This is a genomic window from Chelatococcus asaccharovorans (assembly GCF_003201475.1).
GTDB lineage: Bacteria > Pseudomonadota > Alphaproteobacteria > Rhizobiales > Beijerinckiaceae > Chelatococcus > Chelatococcus asaccharovorans.
This window is the reverse complement of record NZ_QJJK01000005.1, coordinates 379,815-404,812: the sequence shown is the minus strand read 5'-3', so window position 1 is coordinate 404,812 and position 24,998 is coordinate 379,815. Positions and strand designations below refer to the sequence as shown.

Annotated in this window: 23 protein-coding genes; 18 read left to right on the top strand and 5 right to left on the bottom strand. The window is 65.0% G+C overall.

Annotation, left to right across the window (positions count from 1 at the left end; all coding sequences use genetic code 11):
• Positions 1–235 precede the first annotated feature (235 nt).
• From fdxA to C7450_RS13990, 7 genes are all read left to right on the top strand, one after another.
• A complete protein-coding gene (gene fdxA / locus C7450_RS14020; RefSeq protein ID WP_110375049.1) occupies positions 236–574 on the top strand; it encodes a ferredoxin FdxA in 339 nt (112 codons plus the stop codon).
• A 346-nt stretch (positions 575–920) separates the two neighbouring features.
• A complete protein-coding gene (locus tag C7450_RS14015; protein WP_110375048.1) occupies positions 921–1,514 on the top strand; it encodes a CarD family transcriptional regulator in 594 nt (197 codons plus the stop codon).
• 81 nt (positions 1,515–1,595) lie between these two features.
• Entirely contained in the window at positions 1,596–2,153 is a 558-nt protein-coding gene (locus tag C7450_RS34535; protein WP_245449723.1) for a hypothetical protein, read from the top strand.
• Between the two features lie 66 nt (positions 2,154–2,219).
• On the top strand, positions 2,220–2,933 hold the full coding sequence (locus C7450_RS14005; protein WP_110375046.1) for an SDR family NAD(P)-dependent oxidoreductase: 714 nt from the start codon (positions 2,220–2,222) through the stop codon (positions 2,931–2,933).
• An 11-nt stretch (positions 2,934–2,944) separates the two neighbouring features.
• A complete protein-coding gene (locus C7450_RS14000; protein ID WP_110375045.1) occupies positions 2,945–3,238 on the top strand; it encodes an FAD-dependent oxidoreductase in 294 nt (97 codons plus the stop codon).
• Positions 3,226–3,741, top strand: a complete 516-nt coding sequence (locus C7450_RS13995) for an FAD-dependent oxidoreductase (protein ID WP_110375044.1) — start codon at positions 3,226–3,228, stop codon at positions 3,739–3,741. The genes C7450_RS14000 and C7450_RS13995 overlap by 13 nt, the downstream gene beginning before the upstream one ends.
• Positions 3,741–5,075 (top strand): amidase, encoded by a 1,335-nt coding sequence (locus C7450_RS13990; RefSeq protein ID WP_170147238.1) that lies wholly within the window; start codon positions 3,741–3,743, stop codon positions 5,073–5,075. The genes C7450_RS13995 and C7450_RS13990 overlap by 1 nt, the downstream gene beginning before the upstream one ends.
• 281 nt (positions 5,076–5,356) lie before the next feature.
• Here the strand turns inward: C7450_RS13990 and C7450_RS13985 are convergent, their stop codons facing one another.
• Complete coding sequence (locus tag C7450_RS13985; protein ID WP_110375042.1) at positions 5,357–6,223, bottom strand: dienelactone hydrolase family protein; 867 nt, start codon at positions 6,221–6,223, stop codon at positions 5,357–5,359.
• Between the two features lie 302 nt (positions 6,224–6,525).
• On the opposite strand from C7450_RS13985, the gene C7450_RS13980 reads away from it, so the two are divergent.
• Together C7450_RS13980 and kdgD are read left to right on the top strand one after the other, a co-directional pair.
• Positions 6,526–7,686: a mandelate racemase family protein gene (locus tag C7450_RS13980; protein WP_110375041.1), complete on the top strand. Its 1,161-nt coding sequence runs from the start codon at positions 6,526–6,528 to the stop codon at positions 7,684–7,686.
• 60 nt (positions 7,687–7,746) lie between these two features.
• A complete protein-coding gene (gene kdgD / locus C7450_RS13975; RefSeq protein ID WP_110375158.1) occupies positions 7,747–8,658 on the top strand; it encodes a 5-dehydro-4-deoxyglucarate dehydratase in 912 nt (303 codons plus the stop codon).
• A 23-nt stretch (positions 8,659–8,681) separates the two neighbouring features.
• On the opposite strand, the gene C7450_RS13970 is transcribed toward kdgD, so the two are convergent.
• A complete protein-coding gene (locus C7450_RS13970) occupies positions 8,682–9,854 on the bottom strand; it encodes an AAA family ATPase (protein WP_110375040.1) in 1,173 nt (390 codons plus the stop codon).
• A 301-nt stretch (positions 9,855–10,155) separates the two neighbouring features.
• Positions 10,156–11,982 carry a translational GTPase TypA gene (gene typA, locus C7450_RS13965; protein WP_110375039.1) on the bottom strand — a complete coding sequence of 609 codons (1,827 nt, stop codon included), beginning with the start codon at positions 11,980–11,982 and terminating at the stop codon, positions 10,156–10,158.
• Between the two features lie 413 nt (positions 11,983–12,395).
• Between typA and C7450_RS13960 the strand changes: the two genes are divergently transcribed.
• Positions 12,396–13,574: a multidrug effflux MFS transporter gene (locus C7450_RS13960; RefSeq protein WP_110375038.1), complete on the top strand. Its 1,179-nt coding sequence runs from the start codon at positions 12,396–12,398 to the stop codon at positions 13,572–13,574.
• A gap of 46 nt (positions 13,575–13,620) precedes the next feature.
• Here C7450_RS13960 and C7450_RS13955 read toward each other — a convergent pair whose 3' ends face one another.
• The gene (locus C7450_RS13955) at positions 13,621–14,367 is read right to left on the bottom strand and encodes a site-2 protease family protein (protein WP_110375037.1); all 747 of its coding nucleotides are present in this window, start codon (positions 14,365–14,367) and stop codon (positions 13,621–13,623) included.
• Entirely contained in the window at positions 14,364–15,611 is a 1,248-nt protein-coding gene (locus tag C7450_RS13950; protein ID WP_110375036.1) for an argininosuccinate synthase, read from the bottom strand. Before C7450_RS13950 ends, C7450_RS13955 begins: the two co-directional genes overlap by 4 nt.
• A gap of 297 nt (positions 15,612–15,908) precedes the next feature.
• On the opposite strand from C7450_RS13950, the gene C7450_RS13945 reads away from it, so the two are divergent.
• The 8 genes from C7450_RS13945 to rpsO all read left to right on the top strand — a co-directional run bounded on the left by C7450_RS13945 (position 15,909) and on the right by rpsO (position 24,722).
• Positions 15,909–16,529, top strand: a complete 621-nt coding sequence (locus C7450_RS13945) for a 2-hydroxychromene-2-carboxylate isomerase (RefSeq protein ID WP_245449722.1) — start codon at positions 15,909–15,911, stop codon at positions 16,527–16,529.
• Positions 16,530–16,715: 186 nt separating this feature from the next.
• A complete protein-coding gene (gene rimP / locus C7450_RS13940; protein ID WP_110375157.1) occupies positions 16,716–17,456 on the top strand; it encodes a ribosome maturation factor RimP in 741 nt (246 codons plus the stop codon).
• Between the two features lie 21 nt (positions 17,457–17,477).
• Positions 17,478–19,175: a transcription termination factor NusA gene (gene nusA, locus C7450_RS13935; RefSeq protein WP_110375034.1), complete on the top strand. Its 1,698-nt coding sequence runs from the start codon at positions 17,478–17,480 to the stop codon at positions 19,173–19,175.
• A gap of 14 nt (positions 19,176–19,189) precedes the next feature.
• A complete protein-coding gene (locus C7450_RS13930; protein ID WP_110375033.1) occupies positions 19,190–19,918 on the top strand; it encodes an RNA-binding protein in 729 nt (242 codons plus the stop codon).
• The gene (infB, locus tag C7450_RS13925; protein WP_110375156.1) at positions 19,911–22,646 is read left to right on the top strand and encodes a translation initiation factor IF-2; all 2,736 of its coding nucleotides are present in this window, start codon (positions 19,911–19,913) and stop codon (positions 22,644–22,646) included. The genes C7450_RS13930 and infB overlap by 8 nt, the downstream gene beginning before the upstream one ends.
• A 165-nt stretch (positions 22,647–22,811) precedes the next feature.
• Entirely contained in the window at positions 22,812–23,300 is a 489-nt protein-coding gene (rbfA, locus tag C7450_RS13920; RefSeq protein WP_110375032.1) for a 30S ribosome-binding factor RbfA, read from the top strand.
• 10 nt (positions 23,301–23,310) lie between these two features.
• Entirely contained in the window at positions 23,311–24,315 is a 1,005-nt protein-coding gene (gene truB, locus C7450_RS13915; RefSeq protein ID WP_245449721.1) for a tRNA pseudouridine(55) synthase TruB, read from the top strand.
• 137 nt (positions 24,316–24,452) lie between these two features.
• Positions 24,453–24,722 (top strand): 30S ribosomal protein S15, encoded by a 270-nt coding sequence (gene rpsO / locus C7450_RS13910; RefSeq protein ID WP_110375030.1) that lies wholly within the window; start codon positions 24,453–24,455, stop codon positions 24,720–24,722.
• Positions 24,723–24,998: the final 276 nt, after the last annotated feature.

Below are 24,998 nucleotides of genomic sequence, written 5' to 3'. Positions count from 1 at the left end.
ACCTGAGAGGCCACACGTCATATTTACGTCGGAATCGTACCAATACGTGATTAATACATATGCCTTCTGGTATTTATACATCCGCTCGCGGGATCATGCGACAAGTCCACTCTTGTAAGGGCTTGCAATTGGTTCTAGATCACGGGCGCGCTTCGACACGCGAAGCGCAGCCGGATTGCGGTGTTGCGTTCAAACAGAGGCTGCGAGCCTCGTCAGCTCGCCAGCGGAGAGGTCGATGACCTACGTCGTCACCGATAACTGCATACGTTGCAAATACATGGATTGCGTTGAAGTATGTCCGGTGGACTGCTTCTATGAGGGCGAGAACATGCTCGTCATCCATCCCGACGAATGCATCGATTGCGGCGTCTGCGAACCGGAATGCCCCGCCGAGGCCATCAAACCGGACACCGAGCCGGGGCTCGAGTCCTGGCTGAAGCTCAATGCAGACTACGCCAAGACCTGGCCGAACATCACCCAGAAGGGCGAGCCGCCGGCCGATGCAAAGGCCATGGACGGGGTGCCCAATAAGCTCGAAGCGTATTTTTCGCCGAATCCCGGTGAGGGCGACTGATCACGATTAAAGGCTTGATCGTTGCCTTGCGAGGCGATCAGCCCGGCAGTCCTTTGATTTCCCCCGTTTTTTGTGATAGGGTGTGCTTCATGGTCGATTAACGCCATGGGCACCTTTCCTGCCCTGTTGTTACGGGTTCAATAAGCAATGACATGAATGCAGTTGGCGGACCCTATCCAGGTGTCTGGCGCGCGGGGTGTCGTGTGTTTCCCTTTCGGCTCTGATGTCAGCGTGTGAGTTTCTTGCACGCCATGGCAATTTTTTGCGTGCGTGCCGGCCGATTGAAGCCGGTCGGCGTTAGCAGCGTTCGGTCTGAAGCGAACGCGATCAGGAGGCGATCACTATCATGACGAGTGCCAAGAAGACCGCCCAGCGTCAGGGATTCAAGACGGGTGAATCCATCGTCTATCCCGCTCATGGCGTCGGAGAAATCGTCGCCATCGAAGAGCAAGAGGTGGCTGGCTACAAGCTCGAGTTGTTCGTCATCACCTTTGAAAAAGACAAGATGACGCTGCGCGTCCCGACCGCGAAAGCGGCGAGCGTCGGCATGCGCAAATTGGCTGAGTCGCCGCTCGTGGGCAAGGCCCTTGAGACGCTGACCGGTCGCGCGCGCGTCAAGCGCACGATGTGGTCGCGCCGCGCCCAGGAATACGAGGCGAAGATCAATTCGGGCGATCTCATCGCAATCGCGGAAGTCGTACGCGATCTCTACCGCTCGGACGCCCAGCCGGAGCAGTCCTACAGCGAGCGCCAGCTCTATGAAGCGGCCATCGATCGCATTCTGCGCGAGATCTCGGCGGTGAACCAGATCACCGAGACTGAGGCCATGAAGCTCATTGACGATGCGCTGGCCAAGTCCCCACGCCGGGCCGCGAAGACCGCAGCGTCCGAGGCCGAAAGCGAGGCCGAAGAAGAGGATCTGCAGGACGAAGCCGCGTAAGGTTTCTGTTTTGCTTATGGTTCAAGCCCGGCCTCCTTTGGAGGTCGGGTTTTTTTATGGGCGAGAGCAAATCCGGCTTAGATGGCATCAGACGATTCCATTCAACTCGAATTTGCATCGAGACGGCGCAAGACGCGGCTGACGGTGTCCGGCGAAAGGCCGAGATCGGCGGCGATCTGCCTGCCCAGCACGACCCGAACCAGATGCTCTCGACCAAGCGGGCGTCAAACGGGCATTGCGCTGTTCCGTGAGTTCCGCCAGCGCCGCGAGATTGGCGGCGGCACGCTCCAAATCGGGATTATTGCAGCATACGCGCAAGTAGCGGGCTCCAATGCGCGCGGCGGCATCGAGCAGCGGTTGCAGCTTGCCGACATCGGTTTCTGGCAGACAGCGTCGGCATCCAGTGCGTCAAGACCGGTGGCCGCAAGCCGACGTTCGATCTGCCGGAGCATATGGGGCCCATCAGCCAGCGGAGCAGAGAGCCGTGTCCCGGGGGGCGAAACGCCGGCCAAGAGCGTCGAAGCCGGCCGCGGCAGCGGCATCTATCAGATCGAGCGGCGCGGCGTCGACGATCCTAAGATGGCAAGGGACAAGGGACGGTTCATCGACGAGAGCATCCCATATAGTTCTTGTGTGTAACGTAATTCATATATAAGAACAAACATCGAAGAAGCCGCAAAAAAAGGATGCGCCAAAGTGCCGACAATGGTCGATCAGGTTGCTATCGTTACCGGGGGCGCAAAGGGGATCGGCGCCGGCATCGCGGCCGAGCTGATCTCCCGCGGATGCCGCGTGATCATATGGGACAGGCAGCTTGTCGAAGCGATGCCGGCAGCAGCTGCGGCACACACTGTCGACATCACCAAACCCGAGATCGTCGCGGCCGCAGTGCAGGATGCTGCCAGCGCCTTCGGTAAGATCGACATCTTCATCAACAATGCCGGGGTGAACGGCCCAGTAAAGTCGGTGGACAATTACTCGGACACCGAATGGGAACAGGTGCTCGCCGTTAACCTGACGGGCGTTTTCAATTGCTGCCGAGCGGTCGTGCCAGTCATGAGGCAGTCCGGTTATGGGCGCATTGTCAACATCGCCTCCATTGCAGGCAAAGAGGGCATGCCAGGCATTGCCGCCTATTCGGCCGCCAAGGCGGGTGTGATCGGATTCACGAAGGCACTTGCGCGCGAGGTAGTGACCGACGGCATCACGGTTAATGCCCTAGCGCCCGCGATAACCGAAACGGACCTTTTCCGAGAGATGACGGCCGAGCATATCGAAAGCGCACGCAGCCGAATTCCGATGGGCCGGTTTTGCACCTTGGAAGAAATCGCAGCGACCGCCGCGTGGGTGGCGAGCCCGGCCTGCAGCTTCACCACCGGCTCGGTCTTCGATCTTTCCGGCGGTCGGGCGAGTTATTGAGGGGCCGCGCAATGACCGAACGCCGCGAAGTTTTCGATGTTGTCGTGTTGGGAGCGGGGGCGGCCGGCATAGCCGCTGTCATTGCAGCGGCTACCAACGGCGCCAACACGTTGCTGATCGATGCCGGTCCTATGCCGGGCGGCGAGTCGATGAGCGGCACGCCAGCGCTTGGCTGTCTTTCCTCGTCCGGGGAATGGACCGTGGGTGGCATTGCGCGCCGACTGTTTGAGCAATGCGCGGAATATGACGGACCAACGTCGATGCCACCGACACAGCCAAGCTCAGTCGTGCCATGCCCGAATTGATGGACCAGATCCGAGTGTGCAACGCTTTTCTGCGCAAGCATGTGCCGGGATTCGAAGCGGCCGTGTTTTCAGGCGTGGCGCCGCGCATCGGCATCCGGGAAACCCGGCGCATAGTCGGCGAGGAGGCGCTGACGGGCGAGGACGTGCTAGCCAGTCGACGTCGCGCCGACTCGGTCGCGCGCGGGGCACATGAGATCGACATGCATGCCGCCGGCAGCGCCCACACGAGGCAGGAAATCCCTGGTGGCAGCTACTACGACATTCCCTTCGGTACGCTCGTGCCGCGCGGATTGCGCAACGTGTTGGTGGCGGGGCGATGCCTATCGAGCACGCGCGAGGGCCAAAGCTCGGCGCGGGTGATGGGACCATGTCTGGCCATGGGCCAAGCAGTGGGCACGCCAGCGGCGGCGTTCGGCAATGTCATAGCTGGCAACGGCGACGTCCGCGACGTCCCACTTGGCGAGTTGCAGAATCTGTTGCGGTTGCAGGGCGCGCAAATCTGATGACGGGGAAAGGCTATCCCCACCGAGGTATCGTGGAGACCCGGGAGGCCATAGAGGCGGGCGCGCTGACGGCGGTGGCAGCAGTCGAAGAGCGCCTTGAGGCAATCGCCGCGCATGACGGGCGCCTGAATGCGTTTGTGCTCGTGGATGCTCACGGCGCCCGATCGGCGGCCGGGAGGCTTGATGCGCAGGGCGGCGCACGCGGCCCCCTGCATGGTGTACCCATCGCGATCAAGGATGTGATCGACGTCGCCGGTTTGCCGACTCTAGCCGGTTCGCGCAGTCGCGCCGGACATGTCGCGGAGCGGGACGCGCCAATTGTCGCCCAGCTGCGCGCCGCCGGAGCCATCGTCCTGGGCAAGCTGCGCACCTATGAGTTGGGGTTCGGGACGGTTGAACCGGGCACAGGACTGGTCATCGCGGCTAACCCCTGGGACGAGACGCGCTGGACCGGCGCGTCCAGCAGCGGGGCGGCAAGCGCGGTTGCCGCCGGGTTTTGCGCGGCGGCCGTCGCTTCGGATACCGCAGGATCGACGCGGACGCCGGCGGCCCTGTGCGGTCTGGTGGGCTTCAAACCGGGCCGGGGAAGTGTCGACCTGAGTGGCTTCGTACCACTGGCACCGAGCCTCGACATGGCTGGGCTGATGGCCCGTTCGGTCCCGGATATGACATGCTTAGCCGAAGCGCTCGGCTTCGGCGCACTGAAGCAAGACGGGGCACCGCGCATCGGTCTTGTGGTGAACTGGGACCTCGAGGTTGGCTTTGAACCGGCGGCGCTGCCGCTTTGGATTGAGACCAAGACGCGCTTGGCCGAGGCCGGCGCGTTCATGTCAAGCGTGAGCCTGCCGTCCTTGCGAAGCTACCACGACACCTGCTTTGCCGCGCTGATCGACGAGGCCAATGATCTTTATGGGGCCTCAATCGCTGCGGCGGACCAAGCCTTCGGTTCGAGCCTGCGGGCGCGACTAGCAGCACGGACGGCTCTTGACGCAGCGAGGGCGCGGGCCGATAGACCGGCACTAGAAGCCGCCCTTGGCCGCGTGCTCCAGACCGTGGACGTATTGCTGATACCGGCGACCGGCGGGATAGCGCCGAAGGTGTCGAGCCTGACGACGCTGGGATTCCTCTCGAACCCGCAATTGACCACGCCGTTCAGCCTAGTCGGCGTCCCGGCACTGTCGCTGCCAGCTGGCCTTGTTGGAGGGTTGCCTTTCGGCATCCAGCTCGCCAGCCGCGATCCCAACATCCTGCTACGGGTCGCCGCCTGGGTGGAGCAGGTGCTGGGGGTTGGGCCCCTCTATCCCACCGACGTGGACGCGCAGCACAAAGATTAACCCCACCGCTCTAGGGTCGAGCATTCTCCGGTCTCATTGAATCGCTGAGCCTCAGCTGTCAGGGCCGGCTTGTCACTGAAGACGGGCTTGCCCGACTTCAATTTGTCCACCGCGGAACGCGGCCATCCCGATCCGGGAGGTCCGGTACCCTTGCAAACGGGATCCCCGGCACAAGGCCGGGGATGACGCCGGTGGATCTGGTTTTCAAACGGGTCGGAAAACGCTCTCAACGAAGCGCGGCCGTGCTGCCGCGCATTCCTTCGGAACCACCGCCCGAAACCCTACGATGCCAGGGTCTGCTTGAAGAAATCGACTGTGCGGCCCCAGGCAAGCTTGGCCGCGTCCGCATTGTAGCGCTCGGCGCTCGTGTCGTTGTTGAAGGCGTGATCCACCCCTTCATAGACATAGATGCTGTGCGGGACCCCGGCGCCCTTCAAGGCTTCCTCATAGGCCGGCCGTGAAGCGTTCACCCGTGTGTCGAGACCTGCATAGTGCAGGACAAGCGGCGCCTTGATCTTCGCGACATCCGCCGTATTGGGTGCCACGCCGTAATAGGAGACGCCGGCGTCGATGATCCCCGGCCGGGTCGCGAGCTGGCTCACCATGCCGCCGCCCCAGCAGAAACCCACCGCCCCCACTTTCCCCGTCGTCCGCGGATCCTTGCGCAACGCATCCGCGACGACCCGAGCCTGGGTGGCCATCATGTCCGGCGTGACCTTGGCAAAGAGGGCACGGGCGGCATCGGGATCGGCCGGCGTGCCGCCGAGCGGCTGCAGGAAATCGATGGCGACCGCCAGAATGCCGTCGGTCGCGAGATGCCGCGCGACATCCTCGATATGCGGATTGAGCCCCCGGTTTTCGTGGATGACGATCACCGCCGGATGGCGCGCGCCATCTTTCGGCCGCGCCTCGTAGCCGACGACCTGCCCTTCAGGGCCGTCGAAGGCGACCTTGCGCGTCACGATACGCGCATCGTCGGGCGCCACTACGGCTGCCCTCGCATAGTTCGGCTCAAGCACCCCCAAAACGGCTTCCGCCGCCGCGGCCGATCCCGCGAGCACCATCAATCGCTCGAGAAAGACGCGGCGCGCCAGCGGGCGGTGCGTGTAGTCGTCGTACAGCTCGATAAAACGGCGGTCGAGTGTCATACGGCCCTCTTCTGTGATCTCTTGATGGCTGATGATCTCTTGATGTCGGAGAAACCCCTGATGTCGAACCGGCCGGCGTCAGCGGTCCTCCTCGGCGAGGCTTCGACAGCCGTCCCATTGTCGGCGTGTGCGCCGCGCACGCAACGGAAACGCGCGGGCGAGCCGCCTCGACGCGATCACAGTTCGGCGAGCAGCCGGCAAGGCTGGCTCGCTTTCGCACGGACGGCCGCCTTGTCGGTTGTCATATAACTTGTTACGGTCCGCAGACAGCGCTGAAGGGACATCCTTTGGGAGCACCGCCGATGCAGATCGTCGACATCAGGGTCCGCGTTTTTCGCCACACCAGCCGTCGGCATCAGGACGCGGCGGGTCATGCCCATCCCGGCGACCCGCACAAGGTGCGGCAGGCGCTCCTGACCATTACCTGCGACGACGGCACTGAGGGCCATTGCTTCGCGCCACCGGAGGTCGTGCGACCGCATCTGATCGAGACTTTCGTCAAGCGCGTCCTGTTGGGCCAGGACCCGTTCGATCGCGAGCGGCTGTGGCAGGAGCTCGCCCATTGGCAGCGCGGCAGTGCCGCCCAGCTCACCGACCGGACACTCGCCATCGTCGATTGCGCCCTCTGGGACGTCGCCGGGCGCAAGCTCGGGCTGCCGGTCCACAAGCTCATCGGCGCCTACCGCGACAAGGTTCCCGCCTATGGCTCCACCATGTGTGGCGACGAGCTGGAGGGCGGGCTCGCCACCCCGGAGGACTACGGACGCTTCGCCGAGGCGCTGGTGAAGCGCGGCTACAAGGGCATCAAGCTGCATACCTGGATGCCCCCGGTGTCCTGGGCGCCGGATGTCAAGGCCGATCTCCGCGCCTGCGCCGCCGTACGCGAGGCCGTGGGGCCCGACGTCCATCTGATGATCGATGCCTTCCACTGGTACACGCGCACCGAGGCCTATGAGCTCGGCCGGGGCCTCGAAAAACTGGGCTTTGCCTGGATCGAGGAGCCGATGGACGAGCAGAGCCAGTCGTCCTACGCGTGGTTGACGGCAGCACTCGACATTCCGGTGCTCGGCCCGGAAAGCGCCGCCGGAAAGCATTTCGCCCGCGCCGAATGGGTGTCAGCCAAGGCCTGCGACATTCTCCGCACCGGCGTCCACGACGTCGGCGGCATCTCGCCCGCGCTGAAATCCATGCATCTCGCCGAAGCCTTCGGCATGAACTGCGAGGTGCACGGCAATGGAGCCGCGAATCTCATCGTGACGGCCGCCGCCAAGAACTGCCGCTGGTATGAGCGCGGCCTGCTCCACCCCTTCCTCGAATACGACGACGGGGTCGAATATCTGAACAGCCTGTCCGACCCCATGGACAAGGACGGCTTTGTGCATCTCTCCGACAGGCCGGGCCTCGGCGAGGACATCAATTTCGACTTCATCGCCGCCAATCTGGTGGACGACGCCTTCCGCTGATTTCGGATCAGCCGCTCATCCAAGAGGATATCGACCGTGAACCATGCCCCGGCCCGTGCCATCGACCCGCAGGAGCTCAAGCACATCCTGTCCTCGGGCCTGATGTCCTTCCCTCTCACGGATTTCGACGAGAGCGGCGATTTCAACGAAGCCGGCTACCGCGACCGCCTCGCCTGGCTGATGCCCTATGGCGCGACAGCCCTGTTCGCCGCCGGCGGCACCGGCGAGGCGTTCTCGCTGACGCCCGCCGAGCACCAACGTGTCATACAAGTAGCGGTCGAAACCTGCGGCAATGATACGCCGATCATTGCCGGGGCGGGCTACGGCACCCGGCTCGCCATCGAGATGGCGCGGAATGCCGAAGCGGCCGGCGCCGCGGGCATTCTCCTGATGCCGCATTATCTGACCGAGACCAACCAGCGCGGGCTCGCGGCGCATATTGACGCGGTCTGCAAATCGGTGCGGATCGGCGTCGTCGTCTACAACCGCAATGTCTGCAAGCTCGAAGCGGCAACACTTGAGAAGCTGGTGGACACCAACCCCAATCTCATCGGCTTCAAGGACGGCGTCGGTGATATCGAAGCCGTCACCGTCATCCGCAATCGCCTGGAGGATCGCGTCAGCTATCTCGGTGGCCTGCCGACAGCCGAGGTTTTCGCCGAGGCCTATAATGCGGCGGGCTTCCCGGTTTATTCCTCCGCCGTTTTCAATTTCATCCCGCGCACGGCGATGGAATTTTACCAGGCGGTGCGCGAGGGCAACCGACAGACCACGACCCGCCTTCTGAAGGAGTTCTTCATACCCTATATCGCGATCCGCAATCGCGGCGGCGGCTATGCCGTGTCGATCGTGAAGGCGGGCGCCCGCCTCGTCGGCCGCTCAGCCGGTCCCGTGCGCCCGCCGCTCGCCGACTGCACAGAACAGGATCATCGCGATCTCGCGGCGCTGATCGAGAAGCTCGGTCCGCAATAAGCCCCCGGCTGTGGCATGGAGCCTCAGTCTTCCTCGTCGGCGAAATCACCGGCGAGGCGCAGGCCCTCGATCCAGGTGCTGCCATCGCGGCGAATGATCGTGCGCGGCGTCACACCGCCGTGGCGGGCGAGTTCCGTGGCGAGTTTCTCGGAATGGGTCACAAGCCAGATCTGCGCATGACGTGCCGCCCGCGCGATCAGCCGCGCCAGCGGCCCGAGCAGATCGGGATGGAGGCTCGTCTCCGGCTCGTTGAGGGCGACGAAGCCCGGCAGACGATAGGACAGCAGCGCGCCCATCAGGGCGAGATAGCGCAGGGTGCCGTCCGATAGCTCGGCCATCTCGAACACGCGTTTGGGATAATCCGGGAAGATGATGCCGAAGGACGCATGCCGGCCCGGCACGGGGCAGACGAGCTGAGCACCCGGAAACGCATCGTCAATCGCCGCGTCAAGCTCGGTCGTGTCCTCGCGGATATGCACGAGCGTGGCGAAGACAGCAGCAAGATCGGCACCGTCGGAGGACAGCGTCGGCGTCGTCACCGCCAGGCAGGGGCGGCGCAGCGGCGCCGCCGCGTCCGTGCGAAAGTCATGATAGAAGCGCCAGTCCAGCATGAGCCGGCGGGCAATCGCCACGTCGGGAAAGTGAATGGGATCGTCAAGCGAGCCGAGCGCCGTCTCGGAGGCCATCAGCCCGTCTGCGTGGCTCTGCTTGCGCCCCTGGGCGTCGAGCGCCTTGGTCATCGGCCCGCGCCGCTCCAGCAGAATACGCGGATGACGCCCATCGAGGCTCGTCAGCGTTTCGGCCTTGATCTGCGGTTCGAGCGGAAAGGCTGCGACCGTGGGTACGGGTAGGCCCACCTCGATCTCATAGGCCTGCGCCAGGCTGGATCGTGGTGCGTCGTCGGCCTCATCCCAGCTCGTGCCGGCGGTGCCGAATTCAACGCCCAGCTTGATACGCGCTGGCTTCCTGGGATCCCGTACGCCGGCCCACAGCGCGGATTCCATACCGCCCTCGGCGGCCAGCTCGCGCGCCAGCGTGCCGGCTGCAGCGGCCCGTACCAGTTGCAGGCCCCGATAGAGATTCGTCTTGCCGACACCATTGGCGCCCACGAAGACATTGAGCTGGCGCAGCGGGAAGCGGATGGCGCGCACCGAGCGATAGCCGGTGATCGCGACCTCGCGGATGGCAACGGTCACCGGGCAGGCCAGGGCAGTGCTGGAGAGATGGCCGGGCGGGACTTCTTAGGGTGGGACATTGGGGGGTGGAACATTGGGGGCGGGTTCTCACTCCTGCAGCGATCTGTGCTCCAATATGGCCTCCGGACGACCGCACCCACAACACCCGGTCTTGCCGACGGGCGTTCAGAAAGGGCCTGCGGTGTGTCATCCCGCGTCGCCGGACAACAGCCGGTTCAACAAAAAGGGGGCGCATCGGGTGATGCGCGCCCCTGGATATCAGCCCCCTCAGGAGGGACAAAACCGCGGATGACCGCGCCGATCAGGCGCTGACGGCTTCCTTCTGCCGCTCGGCACGCTTGCGATCGTTGGGATCGAGCAGCGCCTTGCGCAGACGGATCGACTTCGGCGTGACCTCGACCAGTTCGTCGTCCTGAATCCAGGCCAACGCGCGCTCAAGCGTCATCTTGATCGGCGGCGTCAGGCGGACGGCTTCGTCCTTGGAGGTCGTGCGGATATTGGTGAGCTTCTTGCCCTTCAGCACATTGACCTCAAGGTCGTTGTCACGCGTGTGGATGCCGACGAGCATGCCCTGGTAGACCTTCCAGCCGGGCTCGATGATCATCGGGCCGCGATCTTCCAGGTTCCACAGCGCATAGGCGACCGCTTCGCCCTGCTCGTTGGAGATCAGCACGCCGTTGTTGCGCCCGGCGATCTCGCCCTTGTAGGGCTCGTAGGCGTGAAACAGCCGGTTCATGATGGCCGTGCCGCGCGTGTCGGTGAGCAGTTCCGACTGGTAGCCGATGAGGCCGCGGGTCGGGGCGTAGAACACCAGCCGCTGGCGATTGCCGCCCGACGGGCGCATCTCGACCATCTCGGCGCGACGCTCGGACATTTTCTGCACGACGGTGCCGGAATATTCCTCATCGACGTCGATGACGACCTCTTCGATCGGTTCCAGCGTCTCACCGTTCGGCCCCTCCGAGAAGACGACGCGCGGACGCGACACGGCAAGCTCGAAGCCCTCGCGGCGCATCGTCTCGATGAGAATGGCGAGCTGCAATTCGCCACGGCCGGAGACGAAGAAGGAGTCCTTGTCCCGGGATTCCTCGATCTTCAGGGTGACGTTGCCTTCCGCTTCCTTGAACAGGCGGTCGCGGATCATGCGGCTCGTGACCTTGTCTCCCTCGGTGCCGGCAAGCGGCGAATCATTGACGATGAAGGACATGGTCACGGTCGGCGGATCGATGGGCTGGGCCTGGATCGCCTCGGTGACCGAGGGGTCGCAGAAGGTGTCAGCCACGGAGCCCTTCACCAGCCCGGCAATCGAGACGATATCGCCCGCCTCGCCGATCTCGATCGGCTGGCGCTCGATGCCGCGGAAGGCCAGAATCTTCGAGACACGGCCGTTCTCGACGAGATTGCCGTCGCGGTCGATGACCTTGATGGTCTGGTTCGGCCTGACCGATCCGGAAGCGATGCGGCCGGTGATGATGCGCCCGAGGAAGGGATTGGCCTCGAGCAGCGTGCCGAGCATGCGGAAAGGACCCTCCTCGACCTTGGCCGGGGGAACGTGCTTGACCACGAGGTCGAACAGCGGCGCGAGACCCTCGTCCTTCGGGCCTTCCGGCGAATGCGCCATCCAGCCGTCGCGGCCGGAACCGTAGAGAATAGGGAAGTCGAGCTGCTCGTCGGTCGCATCGAGGGCGGCGAAGAGGTCGAACACCTCGTTGATGACTTCCTCCGCGCGGGCATCGGGACGATCGACCTTGTTGATCGCCACGATCGGCTTGAGGCCGATCTTCAGCGCCTTGCCGACGACGAACTTCGTCTGCGGCATGGGGCCTTCGGCCGCATCGACGAGCACGATCGCGCCATCGACCATCGAGAGGATGCGCTCCACCTCGCCACCGAAGTCGGCGTGGCCGGGGGTGTCGACGATATTGATCCGCACGTCCTTCCAGACGACCGACGTTGCCTTGGCAAGAATCGTGATGCCCCGCTCCTTCTCGAGGTCGTTGGAGTCCATCACGCGCTCGGCGACGCGCTGGTTCTCGCGGAACGAACCCGACTGCTGGAGCAATTTGTCGACGAGGGTTGTCTTGCCGTGGTCGACGTGTGCGATAATCGCTATGTTGCGCAAATTCATGGGTTTTCCTGGCCGCGACCCTCTCGGAACCTTGCGGGTCAGGGCCGGTGGTTAGCAGATTGACGATGACAATATGAATAACGGGCCGCGGACCCCTACAGGTCCGCAGCCGCGTATGTTGCGCTGCATATACGGTGAAATCGCTGCCACGGCAACGTGTAGCGTAGCAATTGGCACGGTGTCGGTGCTGACGCCACATTGACCTTATCGCCGCGCCCCCCTAAGCAGGAACCGTTGTCGGGCGGCTGGCACCTGGGGAGGTGCAGCCCGGTGACGGTGGGCATGGCAGGTTGGAAAACGGCCACAGACATGTCAGGGGGAGACTGCTTCTTCGCACACGACGCGCACGCGTCGGTGGCGTCAAGGTACCGTTGCGACACACGGGCGCCACAGCGGGAGTGGCCGATACCCGCATGCAGACGGTCATGACGGAGCGCTACACGGCGGTGCTCGGGGCCTTTCTCGTTGCGCTGGGGCCGGTGAGCCTGGCGCTCTATACGCCGGCCATGCCAACCCTCGTCGACGAGTTCGCAACGTCGTCCGCCGCCATCAAGCTCACCATCACCGCCTATTTCATCGGTTATGCGCTGGCCCAGCTTGCCTGTGGCCCCCTGTCGGACGCCTATGGCCGGCGCCCTATCGCGATCGGCTTCTTCTCGCTCCATCTCCTCGGAAGTCTTATCGCTCTCTGGTCGCCGTCGATCGGCTGGCTCCTGGCCGGCCGCATCCTGCAGGGCACCGGAGCTGCGGCGGGCATTGCCATTTCGCGGGCGATGGTGCGCGACCAGTTCACCGGCGCTGCCTCCGTGCGCATCATGAGCCTGATCGGGCTGATGCTCGCCGTGGCGCCGGCCATTTCACCGGCGCTCGGTGGCCTTACGCTCAGCCTCTTCAGCTGGCGCAGCCTGTTCGTGCTCATGGCGATCTATGCCATGGTCGCAATCGGCGTGCTCCTCTTCGCGGTACGCGAGACGAACGTCCGGCCCGACCCCGCCATGGCCCGGCCGCGGCAATTCATGGCGAGCTACAGAATCCTTCTCACCGACGGGGCCTTCCTGAGGGCCGGATTCCTGCTCGCCCTGGTCACGGGCGGGCTCTACACGCTCGCCACCCTGCTGCCCTTCGTGCTCATCGGCGAAGTGGGCCTGACCCCGGTGCTGTTCGGCCTCGGGATGATATTGCAGTCGGGATCCTATGCCCTGGGATCTTTCCTCACGGGACGCTTCATCAACTACCTCGGCGCAGAGCGCATCATCGCCATCGGGCTGTGTTTCACTTTCACGGCCTCGCTTGGCTTTTTCATCGCACTGTTCCGCGAGCCGTCGTTTACCCTCGTCATGATACCGGTCATGTTCTGGGCCTTTGGCCTCGCACTCACCATGCCCGGCGCCACAACCACCGCGCTGGCGAATTTTCCGCGCATCGCCGGGGCCGCTGCCGCCATGGTCGGCTTCCTGCAGATCGCCGGCGGCCTCGCGGGCTCGGCCCTATCGGCCTTCTTCGCCGACCCGTATATCGCGCTCATGACCATCATGCCCGCGATGGGCTTCTTGGCCATCCTCGTCCATTTCGGGCTGAGGATACGCGGCTGAGGCGGCCTTCACTGTCCCGCATGGACAACCTTCACAGCTTCGACATCTAGGCGGTATGTCGCCACGCGTTTTTCAGCACCGCGAGATTCGGCTGCGCCAGGATGAGCGCGATCACGATGAGCCAGAGGCCGTAGTTGAAAGAAAAAACGACCAGCGCGGCCACGAGCGCCAAGCCACACAGGGCGATGATCAAGCCGGAAGCCCGATTTCCCATGAGGGGCGCGAGGAGGACGTAGGCGCTGCGCCCACCATCGAGCGGAAAGGCGGGCAGGAGATTGAACAACCCGAGCGATAGATTGATCCAGCTGCCGACCTCCAGGAACGCGCGCAAGAGCGGCGGGGTTTCACGGGTCGTCAGTCCCTGCAGGGCTTCGAAAAGGCCATAGAGCAGAAGATTGCCCAGCGGCCCGGCAAGCAGGATGGCGACCGTTTTCCAGGGCGTCTTCGGCATCGCCTTCAAATGGGCGACGCCGCCGAAGGCGTTGAGCCGGATGGCCTGCGATGGGATCTGGAAAAATCCGGCAACCTTCGAATGGGCCAGTTCGTGCACCAGCACGGATATCCCGAGAAGGGCGACGAAGGCCACGCCGAGCGCCATGGTCGCGGGCCGGCCCGCGAGCCAATAGGGCGTGCTGAGCAGAACGGCAACGAAAAGGAAGCCGCTATCGACCTCCACGGGTACGCCGGCGATCCTGCCCAGGCGCAGAACGGCGGCTCGCTTGCCGGCCGGCTGTCCGGCAGGACGGCCGGAGGGGCGCTCGGAATTCTCTGGCGTCCCCCCTGTGGCCGTCACAGGCCGAGCTTCTTCTTCCGCTGGCCGAGCGTCCTCAAACGCAGCGCATTCAGCTTGATGAAGCCGGCCGCATCGCGATGATCATAGGCGACAGCGCCTTCCTCGAAGGTGACGAGGTCCTGATCGTAGAGCGAATAGGGGCTCTCGCGGCCGATGATGTGGACGCCGCCCTTGTACAGCTTGAGACGAACCGTGCCCGTCACGAATTCCTGGCTCTTGTCGATGAGCGCCTGCAGCATCTCGCGCTCGGGCGAGAACCAGAAGCCGTTGTAGATGAGCTCGGCATATTTCGGCATCAGCTCATCCTTCAGATGCGCCGCGCCGCGATCCAGCGTGATCGATTCGATCGCCCGATGGCCGAAATAGAGGATGGTGCCGCCGGGGGTCTCATACATCCCGCGCGACTTCATGCCCACGAAGCGGTTCTCGACCAGGTCGAGGCGGCCGATGCCGTTGGCGCGGCCGAGCGCGTTGAGCTTCGTCAGCAGGGAGGCGGGCGACAGCGCCTCGCCGTCGATGGAGACCGCGTCGCCCTTCTCGAAGCCGATGGTGATGATGGTCGGCGTGTCCGGTGCCTTCTCCGGGTCGATCGTGCGGGAATACACGTAATCCGGCACTTCCAGCGCCGGATCTTCCAGCACCTTGCCCTCGGACGAGGCGTGCAGCAGGTTCGCATCCACCGAGAAGGGCGCCTCGCCGCGCTTGTCCTTGGCGATCGGGATCTGGTGCTTCTCGGCGAACTCAAGAAGGGCGGTGCGCGAGGTCAGGTCCCATTCGCGCCAGGGCGCGATGACCGTCACATCGGGCTTCAACGCATAATAGCCAAGCTCGAAGCGCACCTGGTCGTTGCCCTTGCCGGTGGCACCGTGGGCGACCGCATCGGCGCCGAGCTTCTCGGCGATCTCGATCTGCTTCTTGGCGATCAGCGGACGGGCGATCGAGGTACCGAGCAGGTAGAGGCCCTCATACTGCGCATTGGCGCGGAACATCGGGAAGACATAGTCGCGGACGAATTCCTCGCGCAGGTCCTCGATGAAGATATTCTCAGGCTTGATACCGAGCAGCAGCGCCTTCTGCCGGGCCGGCTCCAGCTCTTCGCCCTGGCCGAGATCGGCGGTGAAGGTGATGACTTCGCAGCCATAGGTCGTCTGAAGCCACTTCAGGATGATGGACGTATCGAGGCCGCCGGAATAGGCGAGCACGACTTTCTTGACAGGCTTCTCGGACGATGGGCTGAGGGACATGGGTTCGGATCTCGTCGACAAACGCGGCCGCTGCGGCAGCCTCTATGGGATGCCGCGGGACTATAGTGCGCGCGCCAAGGGGCGCAAGCCGTTCCAACGCCGCGGGTGCGACAAAGATACGACGAGCTGGCGAGCCCATCCAAAAAACCAGGCAGCCGCGCCGCCATGCTGTAAAAGGAAGCAGCAATGGGAAATGGCCTTTTCTGCGTCGAGATTGCTCCATCCAGGCGTCGCCGTCGTATTGACGCCATTTTCACGCTGTCCTGACTGGTCCTTCACTCAATAATGGAGCGCAGTGTGCACCGCCATCAGCTGGACTTCTGGTACGATTTCGCGTCGCCCTACGCCTATCTGGCCGCGATGCGGATCGAAGCCCTGGCGGAAACCCACGCTGTCGATATCCGCTGGCGGCCATTCCTGCTCGGGCCGATCTTCGCCGCGCAGGGATGGACGGATTCGCCCTTCAACCTCTTCCCCGCCAAGGGGCGCTATCACTGGCGCGATCTCGCGCGGCAGAGCGCGAAATACGGCTTGCCCTTCAAGGCGCCGGCCAATTTTCCGCCGAACAGCCTGGCCGCCGTGCGCATCGGCCTCCACCTGCGCGACAACGACCAGGTCGGCCCGTTCTCACGCGCGCTGTTCGCAGCCACCTTCGGCGAAGGACGCACGATGTCCGATGCCGATGTGCTGGCCTCCGTTCTGACCGGCCTCGGTATCGACGCGGGGCGCGCGATCGCCGAATCGCAGTCTCCCGGCGTGAAGGCGCGGCTGCGCGCCGAAACCGAGGAGGCCCGCTCGCGCGGGCTCTTCGGCTCGCCCACCTTCCTCACCGGCGACGGCGAATTGTTCTGGGGCAACGACCGGCTGGAGGAGGCCATCGCCTGGGCCGCCGGCGAGCGTCCGGGTGACATGCGATAAGCCGGCGCGGCTTTTCTGCCGACCCGGTCTTGCACTTGGCTGCCTTGAGGTCTATGTTCCCCGCATCCTGATCATCCAGAATGGTTCATGGTGAACCGTGACGGAGAGTGGGCCCCACCGGGTCCGCTCCTTTTTGTTCTGGGAAATCGAGTAGGGCTCCATTTGACCGAGACTGATCTGCAGCTGATGGAACATCGTGTGATTGCCGAGAAAGGCGTGGCTGCGCGCGTGGCCACCATTGTCGAGCCCGTGCTCGCCGATCTCGGCTTCCGTTTGGTGCGGGTCAAGATCAACGGCATGAACGGCTGCACCGTCCAGATCATGGCCGAGCGGCCGGACGGTTCGATGAATGTCGAGGGCTGCGAAGCCATCAGCCGCGGCGTGTCACCGGTGCTCGACCTCGAAGATCCTATCGACCGCGCCTATCACCTCGAGATCTCCTCGCCGGGCATAGACCGGCCGCTGGTGCGCCCGTCCGACTTCGAGCGCTGGACAGGTCACGAGGCGAAGGTGGAGACCGCGCTGCCGGTCGAGGGACGCAAGCGTTTCCGCGGCCTTCTGCGCGGCCTGGACGGCGAGACGGTGCGTATCGAACGCCTCGATGCCAAGCCAGACGAGGTCGCAAATGTGGCCGTGCCGCTCGCCGACATCACCGAGGCCCGCCTCGTCCTGACGGATGAATTGATCCGCGAGACGCTGCGCCGCGACAAGCACGGCGAGCCGCAAGATCTTAGCGACGACATCGACGTCGAGGATGCGGACGCGGTGCCGGACGAGGCCGACAACGACAACAAGCCTGGCTGGTCGGGCAAGACCGGGACCGGGAATACGAAGGCCGGGGACGCCAGGACGAAAGGCGGGCCGCGTCGGCAGGACAAGAAGGCGAAAAAGCCTTCCGGCGAACGCAAGCCCTCCACCAACGAGTGACCAAACGAGAGGATTGACGACATGGCGGTGAGCGCCAACAGGCTCGAGCTCCTGCAGATCGCCGACGCCGTCGCGCGGGAAAAAGTGATTGACCGCGGCATCGTGCTCGCGGCCATGGAGGATGCGATCGCCAAGGCGGCGCGATCCCGCTATGGCGCCGAGACCGACATTCACGCGGAGATCAACCCCCGCACCGGCGAACTGCGCCTCGCGCGTCACCTGCTCGTCGTGGACGATGTCGAGAATTCATCGACCCAGATCGGCCTTGTGCAGGCGCGCCGCCACAATCCGGCGGCCCAGATCGGCGACGTGATCTCCGATACGCTGCCTCCCTTCGATTTCGGCCGCATCGCGGCCCAGTCGGCAAAACAGGTGATCGTGCAGAAGGTGCGCGAGGCCGAGCGCGACCGCCAGTACGAGGAGTTCAAGGACCGCATCGGGCAGATCGTCAACGGCGTCGTCAAGCGCGCCGAATACGGCAATGTGATCGTCGATCTCGGCCGCGGCGAGGCGATCGTGCGCCGCGACGAACTCATCCCGCGCGAGACCTTCCGTCCGGGCGACCGCATCCGCGCCTATGTCTATGACGTGCGCCGCGAGACACGCGGGCCGCAGATCTTCCTGTCGCGCACGCATCCGCAGTTCATGGCAAAACTATTCGCCCAGGAAGTGCCGGAAATCTATGACGGCATCGTCGAGATCAAGGCTGTGGCCCGCGATCCCGGTTCCCGCGCGAAGATCGCCGTGATCTCGCGTGATTCATCGATCGACCCCGTCGGCGCCTGCGTCGGTATGCGCGGCTCGCGCGTCCAGGCGGTGGTCGGCGAATTGCAGGGCGAAAAGATCGACATCATCCCGTGGTCGGTCGACAACGCCACCTTCATCGTCAATGCCCTGCAGCCGGCTGAAGTCGTCAAGGTGGTGCTTGACGAGGATTCCGAGCGCATCGAGGTGGTGGTGCCGGACGAGCAGCTCTCGCTGGCCATCGGCCGCCGCGGCCAGAACGTCCGGCTCGCCTCCCAGCTCACCGGCTGGGATATCGACATCCTGACGGAAGCCGAGGAATCCGAGCGCCGGCAGAAGGAATTCATCGAGCGGACCAATACCTTCATGGAACAGCTCGACGTCGACGAGGTCGTCGGCCAGCTCCTGGCCTCGGAAGGCTTTCGCTCGGTCGAGGAAATCGCCTTCGTGGAGCCCTCCGAACTTGCAACGATCGAAGGCTTCGACGACGATACGGCGGCTGAAATCCAGGCGCGCGCACAGGATTACCTGGCACGTGTCGAGGCGGAGCTCGACAGCCGGCGTCAGGAGCTCGGCGTTTCGGACGAGTTGCGTGAAATCGACGGTGTGACGACCGCCATGCTGGTGGCCTTCGGCGAGAACGACATCAAGACGATCGAGGATCTTGCCGGCTGCGCGACCGACGAACTCGCCGGATGGACCGAGCGCAAGGGCCAGGAGACGACCAAGCACAAGGGCATTCTCGACGATCTCGAGGTGTCCAAGGCCGAGGCGGAGGCCATGATCATGTCGGCCCGCGTGCGCATGGGCTGGATCGACGCGAGCGCGCTGGAGCCGGCAGCCGAGGAAGCCGAAGACGGCGAGGAGACTGAGGCGACCGAGACCGAGGAGGCGGAGGCCACCGAGGCGGAGGCCGTGGAAGCCGACGCAGAACCGCAGGCCGAGGGCACGGAAGCCCCGGCCCAGGGCCGATGAGGGCATAGGACCCCATGTCGGGCGGGCGCGAAGCAACGGTGGATCTGCGGCGGGAGGAGCGGCTTTGCGCGGTCACGCGCGAGGTCAAGGATCCCGACGAGCTGATCCGTTTCGTTGCCGGTCCGGATGGGACGATGGTCCCGGACCTGCGCCGCCGGCTTCCGGGGCGCGGCGTCTGGGTCACCGGCACGGCGGCGGCGGTACGGCAGGCGGTCAAGCGGCGCGCCTTCGGGCGCAGCCTCAAGCGGGACGTGGTGACCTCGCCGGCGCTCGCCGACGAAGTCGCGGCGCTCATGCGCCGGGATGCCTTGCAGGCGCTGGCGCTCGCCAACAAGGCGGGGGCGGTGGTCACCGGCTTCGGCAAGGTGGAGGAAGCTGCGGAGAAGGGCACGATTGTGGCCTTGCTCCACGCCAGCGAGGCGGCGCCCGACGGGCGGCGCAAGCTGGCACAGGCCTTACGGAGAGGCTTTCAGGAGACAGCGGCGGCGGTTGCCGTCGTCGATGTTTTCGCAGAAGGCGATTTGGATTTGGCATTGGGCCGGGCACATGTGATACATGCAGCCCTCATCGCAGGCCCTGGCAGCGACGGATTTATGGCGCGCTGGCGTAAACTGGCGCGCTATGTGGCGGATGACGAACCCAGGGCGGGCCCGTCGGACGGTACAATTGACGAATTGGGCACAGGGCCGCGCGGCCCGGTGATGGATGGACGCGAAGGCGCAGGATTCGAGCGGAATGAGTGATACAAAAAACCCGACCGACAAGACGCTGAGCGTGACGTCGAAGACGTTGACGCTGAAGCGCCCCGTCGAACAGGGCGTGGTGCGCCAGAGCTTTTCCCATGGGCGGACCAAATCCGTCGTGGTTGAGAAGGTGAAGCGTCGCGTCATCGGACCGGGCGATGTCAAGGAAGGGGCTCCTGCTGCCACCACGCCGCCCGTCGCTGCGCCCAAGCCGGCGCCGGCGCCGACCAGGCCGCCGCAGCGACCCGGCCAGCAGCCGCAGCGTCCGACACAGGCGTCTTCACGCCCCACCGGGGTGGTGCTGCGGACCCTGACCGATGACGAGCGTGATGCACGCCTGCAGGCCTTGACGGAAGCCAAGCGCCGTGAGGGCGAGGAGCGCCGCCAGGCCGAGGAAGACGCGAAGCGTCGCGCCATCCAGGAAGCGCAGGAACGCGTCGAGCGTGAAGCGGCCGAGGCCCGCAAGCGCGAGGAAGACGAGCGTCGCCGGCAGGAAGAGGACCGCAAGCGCAAGGCGGAGGACGAGGCGCGTCGCCGCCTCGGAGCCGATGCCCCCGGCCAATCCGCCGCGCCGGCGTCCGCCGCACCGCGCACGGAAGCTCCGCGCCGGCCCGATTCCGGTCCGAGCAGCGGTGGCGCCGCACGCCCCGCTGGTGCAGGCCAGCCAAGCGGAGCGCCACGCCGCGCGCCGCTCAATGCAACCGTTCCCTCCAGCCGTCCGCGCCCGCTCGAGGCGGAATCGGAAGCGCCGCGCGTCATTCGTCGCCCGAGCGGCGTGCCGGGACGGCCGCCCGCTCCGCCACCGAAGGCCCCCAAAGCGCCCGGGACGGACGATCGTCGCCGCGGCCGCCTGACGCTCGCCACGGCCCATACGGCCGAGGAGGAGCGCACCCATTCGGCCGCCGCCTATCGCCGTCGCCTGCAGCGTATGAAGGGCAGTGCGAACGAGCCGAAGGAAAAGCTCAGCCGCGAGGTCGTCATTCCTGAGACCATCACGATCCAGGAACTGGCCAACCGCATGGCCGAGCGTGGCGTCGACGTCATCCGCCTGCTGATGAAGCAGGGCGAGATGCACAAGATCACCGACGTGATCGATGCCGACACCGCCCAGCTGATCGCCGAGGAACTCGGCCACACCGTCAAGCGCGTGGCTGAATCGGACGTGGAAGAGGGCCTGTTCGACGAGCCCGACGAGGCGGAAACCCTGCTGCCGCGCCCGCCGGTCGTGACCATCATGGGCCACGTCGACCACGGCAAGACATCGCTGCTCGACGCCATCCGCCACGCCAACGTGGTGTCCGGCGAGGCCGGCGGCATCACGCAGCATATCGGCGCCTATCAGGTGACATCGCCGCTCGGCGGCAAGATCACCTTCATCGACACGCCCGGCCACGCCGCCTTCACGGCGATGCGCGCCCGTGGCGCGAAGGTGACCGATATCGTGGTTCTGGTGGTGGCCGCCGATGACGGCGTCATGCCGCAGACGGTCGAGGCCATCAACCACGCCAAGGCGGCCAACGTGCCGCTGATCGTGGCGATCAACAAGATCGACAAGCCGGAGGCCAATCCGCAGCGCGTGCGCACGGAGCTGCTCCAGCATGAGATCGTCGTTGAATCGCTGGGTGGCGAGACGCTTGAATTCGAAGTCTCGGCGAAGACCGGTGCCAACCTCGACAAGCTCCTGGAAGGTCTGCAGCTTCAGTCCGAAATTCTCGATCTGCGGGCCAACCCCGACCGCGCCGCCGAAGGCACCGTTGTCGAGGCCAAGCTTGATCGCGGTCGCGGCCCCGTCGCCACCGTGCTCGTGCAGCGCGGTACGCTGAAGGTCGGCGACATCGTCGTCGCGGGTGCCGAATATGGCCGCGTCCGCGCGCTCATCGCCGATACCGGCGAACAGCTCAAGGAAGCCGGTCCGTCGGTTCCGGCCGAGGTGCTCGGCTTCAACGGCACGCCCGAGGCCGGCGATCGCGTCGCGGTCGTCGAGAACGAGGCGCGTGCCCGCGAGATTACCGGCTACCGCGAACGCCAGAAGCGCGATCGTGCGGCAGCGCGTGGCGTCACCGCCGCCCGCTCGCTCACCGACATGATGCGTGACCTCAAGGAGGGCACGGGCCGCAAGGAGTTCGCGCTCGTCGTCAAGGGCGACGTGCAGGGCTCGGTGGAAGCCATCGTCGGTGCGCTCGACAAGCTCGGCAACGACGAGGTCACCGCCCGTGTGCTGCATTCCGGCGTCGGCGGCATCACGGAGAGCGATGTCACGCTTGCGGAGGCCTTCAACGCGGTCATCCTCGGCTTCAACGTGCGTGCCAACAAGGAAACGCGCGAGGCTGCAGAGCGCACGGGCATCGAAATCCGCTACTACAACATCATCTACGACCTGGTGGACGATGTGAAACTGGCGATGTCGGGCCTGCTCTCGCCGCTCCTGCGCGAGCATCGCCTGGGCGAAGCCCAGATCCTGGAGATCTTCGACGTGTCGAAGGTTGGCAAGATCGCCGGTTGCCGCGTGCTCGACGGCACCGTGGAGCGTGGCGCGAACGTGCGCCTCATCCGCGACAGTGTCGTCATTCACGAAGGCAAGCTCAGCCAGCTCAAGCGCTTCAAGGACGATGCGCGCGAGGTGGTGGCGGGCCAGGAATGCGGCATGGCCTTCGAGAACTACCAGGACATGCGCGCGGGCGATCTCATCGAGTGCTACCGCGTCGAAGAGATCAAGCGCACGCTTTGAGGCTCTCATTCCCCCGGGACGCGGCTTGGCCGCGAACCCGGGGCCCAGAACCGCGCGCTCCTCGCGTCAATGTGATCGCATCTGGATCCCGGACCGGCCGTTATATGGCGCGTCCGGATGACCAGCGTAGCTAGGATCCCGGTCCGATCCCGGGAGTTAGGAAACATGCCGAAAAAAAGATTCGACACGGGCCCGGGCCCGAGCCAACGCGCGCTGCGCGTTGGCGAACTCGTTCGCCACGCGATGGCCGAGGTGCTGACGCGCGGCGACCTGATCGATGACGTGGTCACCGCGCATGTCATCACCATTCCTGAAGTCCGGATGTCGCCGGACCTCAAGCTGGCGACGATCTATGTCATGCCGCTCGGCGGCAAGGACGAGAAGGCGGTGGTCGAGGCCCTGCAGCGTCACCGCCGCTTCCTGCGCGGCGAGGTGTCGCGGCGTCTCAGCATCAAATTCATGCCCGAGCTTCGCTTCCGACTCGACGAAAGCTTCGACGAGGCCGCGCGCATCGACAGCCTGCTGCACTCCAGCCGAGTCCAGGCCGACCTCGTTTCACGGCGGGACACGGACGCGGATGACGCAGACCTTGAAGACCCGAACTCCCCACCGGATGCCCGTTCCCCAAAAAAAGATGATGATGAGACCCCTTGAGCGCGCCACGATGAGCGACATCGCCGACGAGCCCCCGAGCGTCCCGCCCCCGTCCACGAGGGCCTCCTCCGCCCGTGGCCAGCACCCCCCGCGCCGCAAGCGGGACGTGCATGGCTGGGTGGTGCTCGACAAGCCGGTCGGCATGACATCGACCCACGCCGTTGCCGTCGTGAAGCGCCTTCTGCAGGCCAAGAAGGCCGGCCACGCCGGTACGCTCGATCCGCTGGCGTCAGGACTGCTGCCGATCGCGCTCGGCGAGGCGACGAAGACGGTGCCTTTTGTGATGGACGGCCGCAAGGCCTACCAGTTCACCGTTGGCTGGGGCAGCCAGACGGATACGGACGACACCGAGGGCAGCGTGACCGCGACCAGCGACGCTCGTCCCGATGAGGCCGCCATAGCCGCTGTCCTGCCGCGCTTCAGCGGCGATATCATGCAGGTGCCGCCCCGCTTTTCCGCGATCAAGATCGCCGGCGAGCGCGCCTATGATCTGGCGCGCGGCGGCGAGATCGTCGAGCTTGAGGCCAGGCCGGTCCGGATCGACCGGCTGACGCTCGTCAGCCACACGCCGGATCACAGCGTGTTCGAGGCCGAATGCGGCAAGGGCACCTATGTCCGCGCCATTGCGCGCGATCTCGGCCTCGCCATCGGCTGTTTTGGCCATGTGTCGGCCCTTCGGCGCACGCGGGTTGGCCCCTTCACGACCGGCCGCGCCGTCACTCTGGAAGACCTGCAGCGAAACGAGCAGAGCGCGGCGCAGCCGGCGGCCAGTAAAGGTGTTGCGGCGGTTCTTCCGGTGGAAGCGGCGCTGGAGGAGCTGCCGTCCGTGGCGGTCAGCCGGCCCGATGCGGCGCGTCTCGCGCGCGGCCAGGGCGTTCTTTTGCGTGGCCGCGACGCGCCTCTGATCGACGGGCCTCTCTCCGTGACTTGCCAGGGCCGGCTCGTCGCTGTCGCTGACATGGCCGGGGGTGAAATCGTCCCGCGACGCGTTTTCAACCTCTCAGGCGGGTTCTGAACGCGTCAAGCGCAACTGCGCTTCACGCTGGCTTTCCCACGGGATTCGTGTATAGCACGGCACCATGTGGCCCGTGTGCCGCTTCAACCGACCTCGCTGGACGACATCCCGGCTAGGCCAACGTCAAGGAGATATCGATGTCGATCACTGCCGAGCGCAAGCAAGAGCTCCTCAAGGAATATGGCCGGGTCGCCAACGACACCGGCTCTCCCGAGGTGCAGATCGCTATCCTGACGACGCGCATCGTCAATCTGACCGAGCATTTTCGCACCCACGCCAAGGACAACCATTCCCGCCGTGGCCTGCTGAAGATGGTTTCGCAGCGCCGTTCGCTGCTCGACTACCTGAAGAGCAAGGACGAGGCGCGCTACCGCAGCCTGATCGAGCGCCTCGGCATTCGTCGCTGATATCGTCATTGCGATCCCGTCGCCGATGGGCGGTGCCGGGATCGTTTGGTACCAGGGGCCATCGCGCGGTGACGCGCCTCGTATTGCGAGGCTCGCCGCTCCGAGGACCTGAGCAAGAAGGACCCGAGCCTGGAAGCCTGCGCGCTTGGATGGCTCAGGTGTCTGGGAATGAGCTACGGCAGCCGCTTTCCCCCAGCCGGGGAGAGCGGTAGGCAGACGTAAATCGGCCCTTTGGGCCGAGGTCGGCAGCAGGCCATGCCGGCCTGTCGGAGCAAC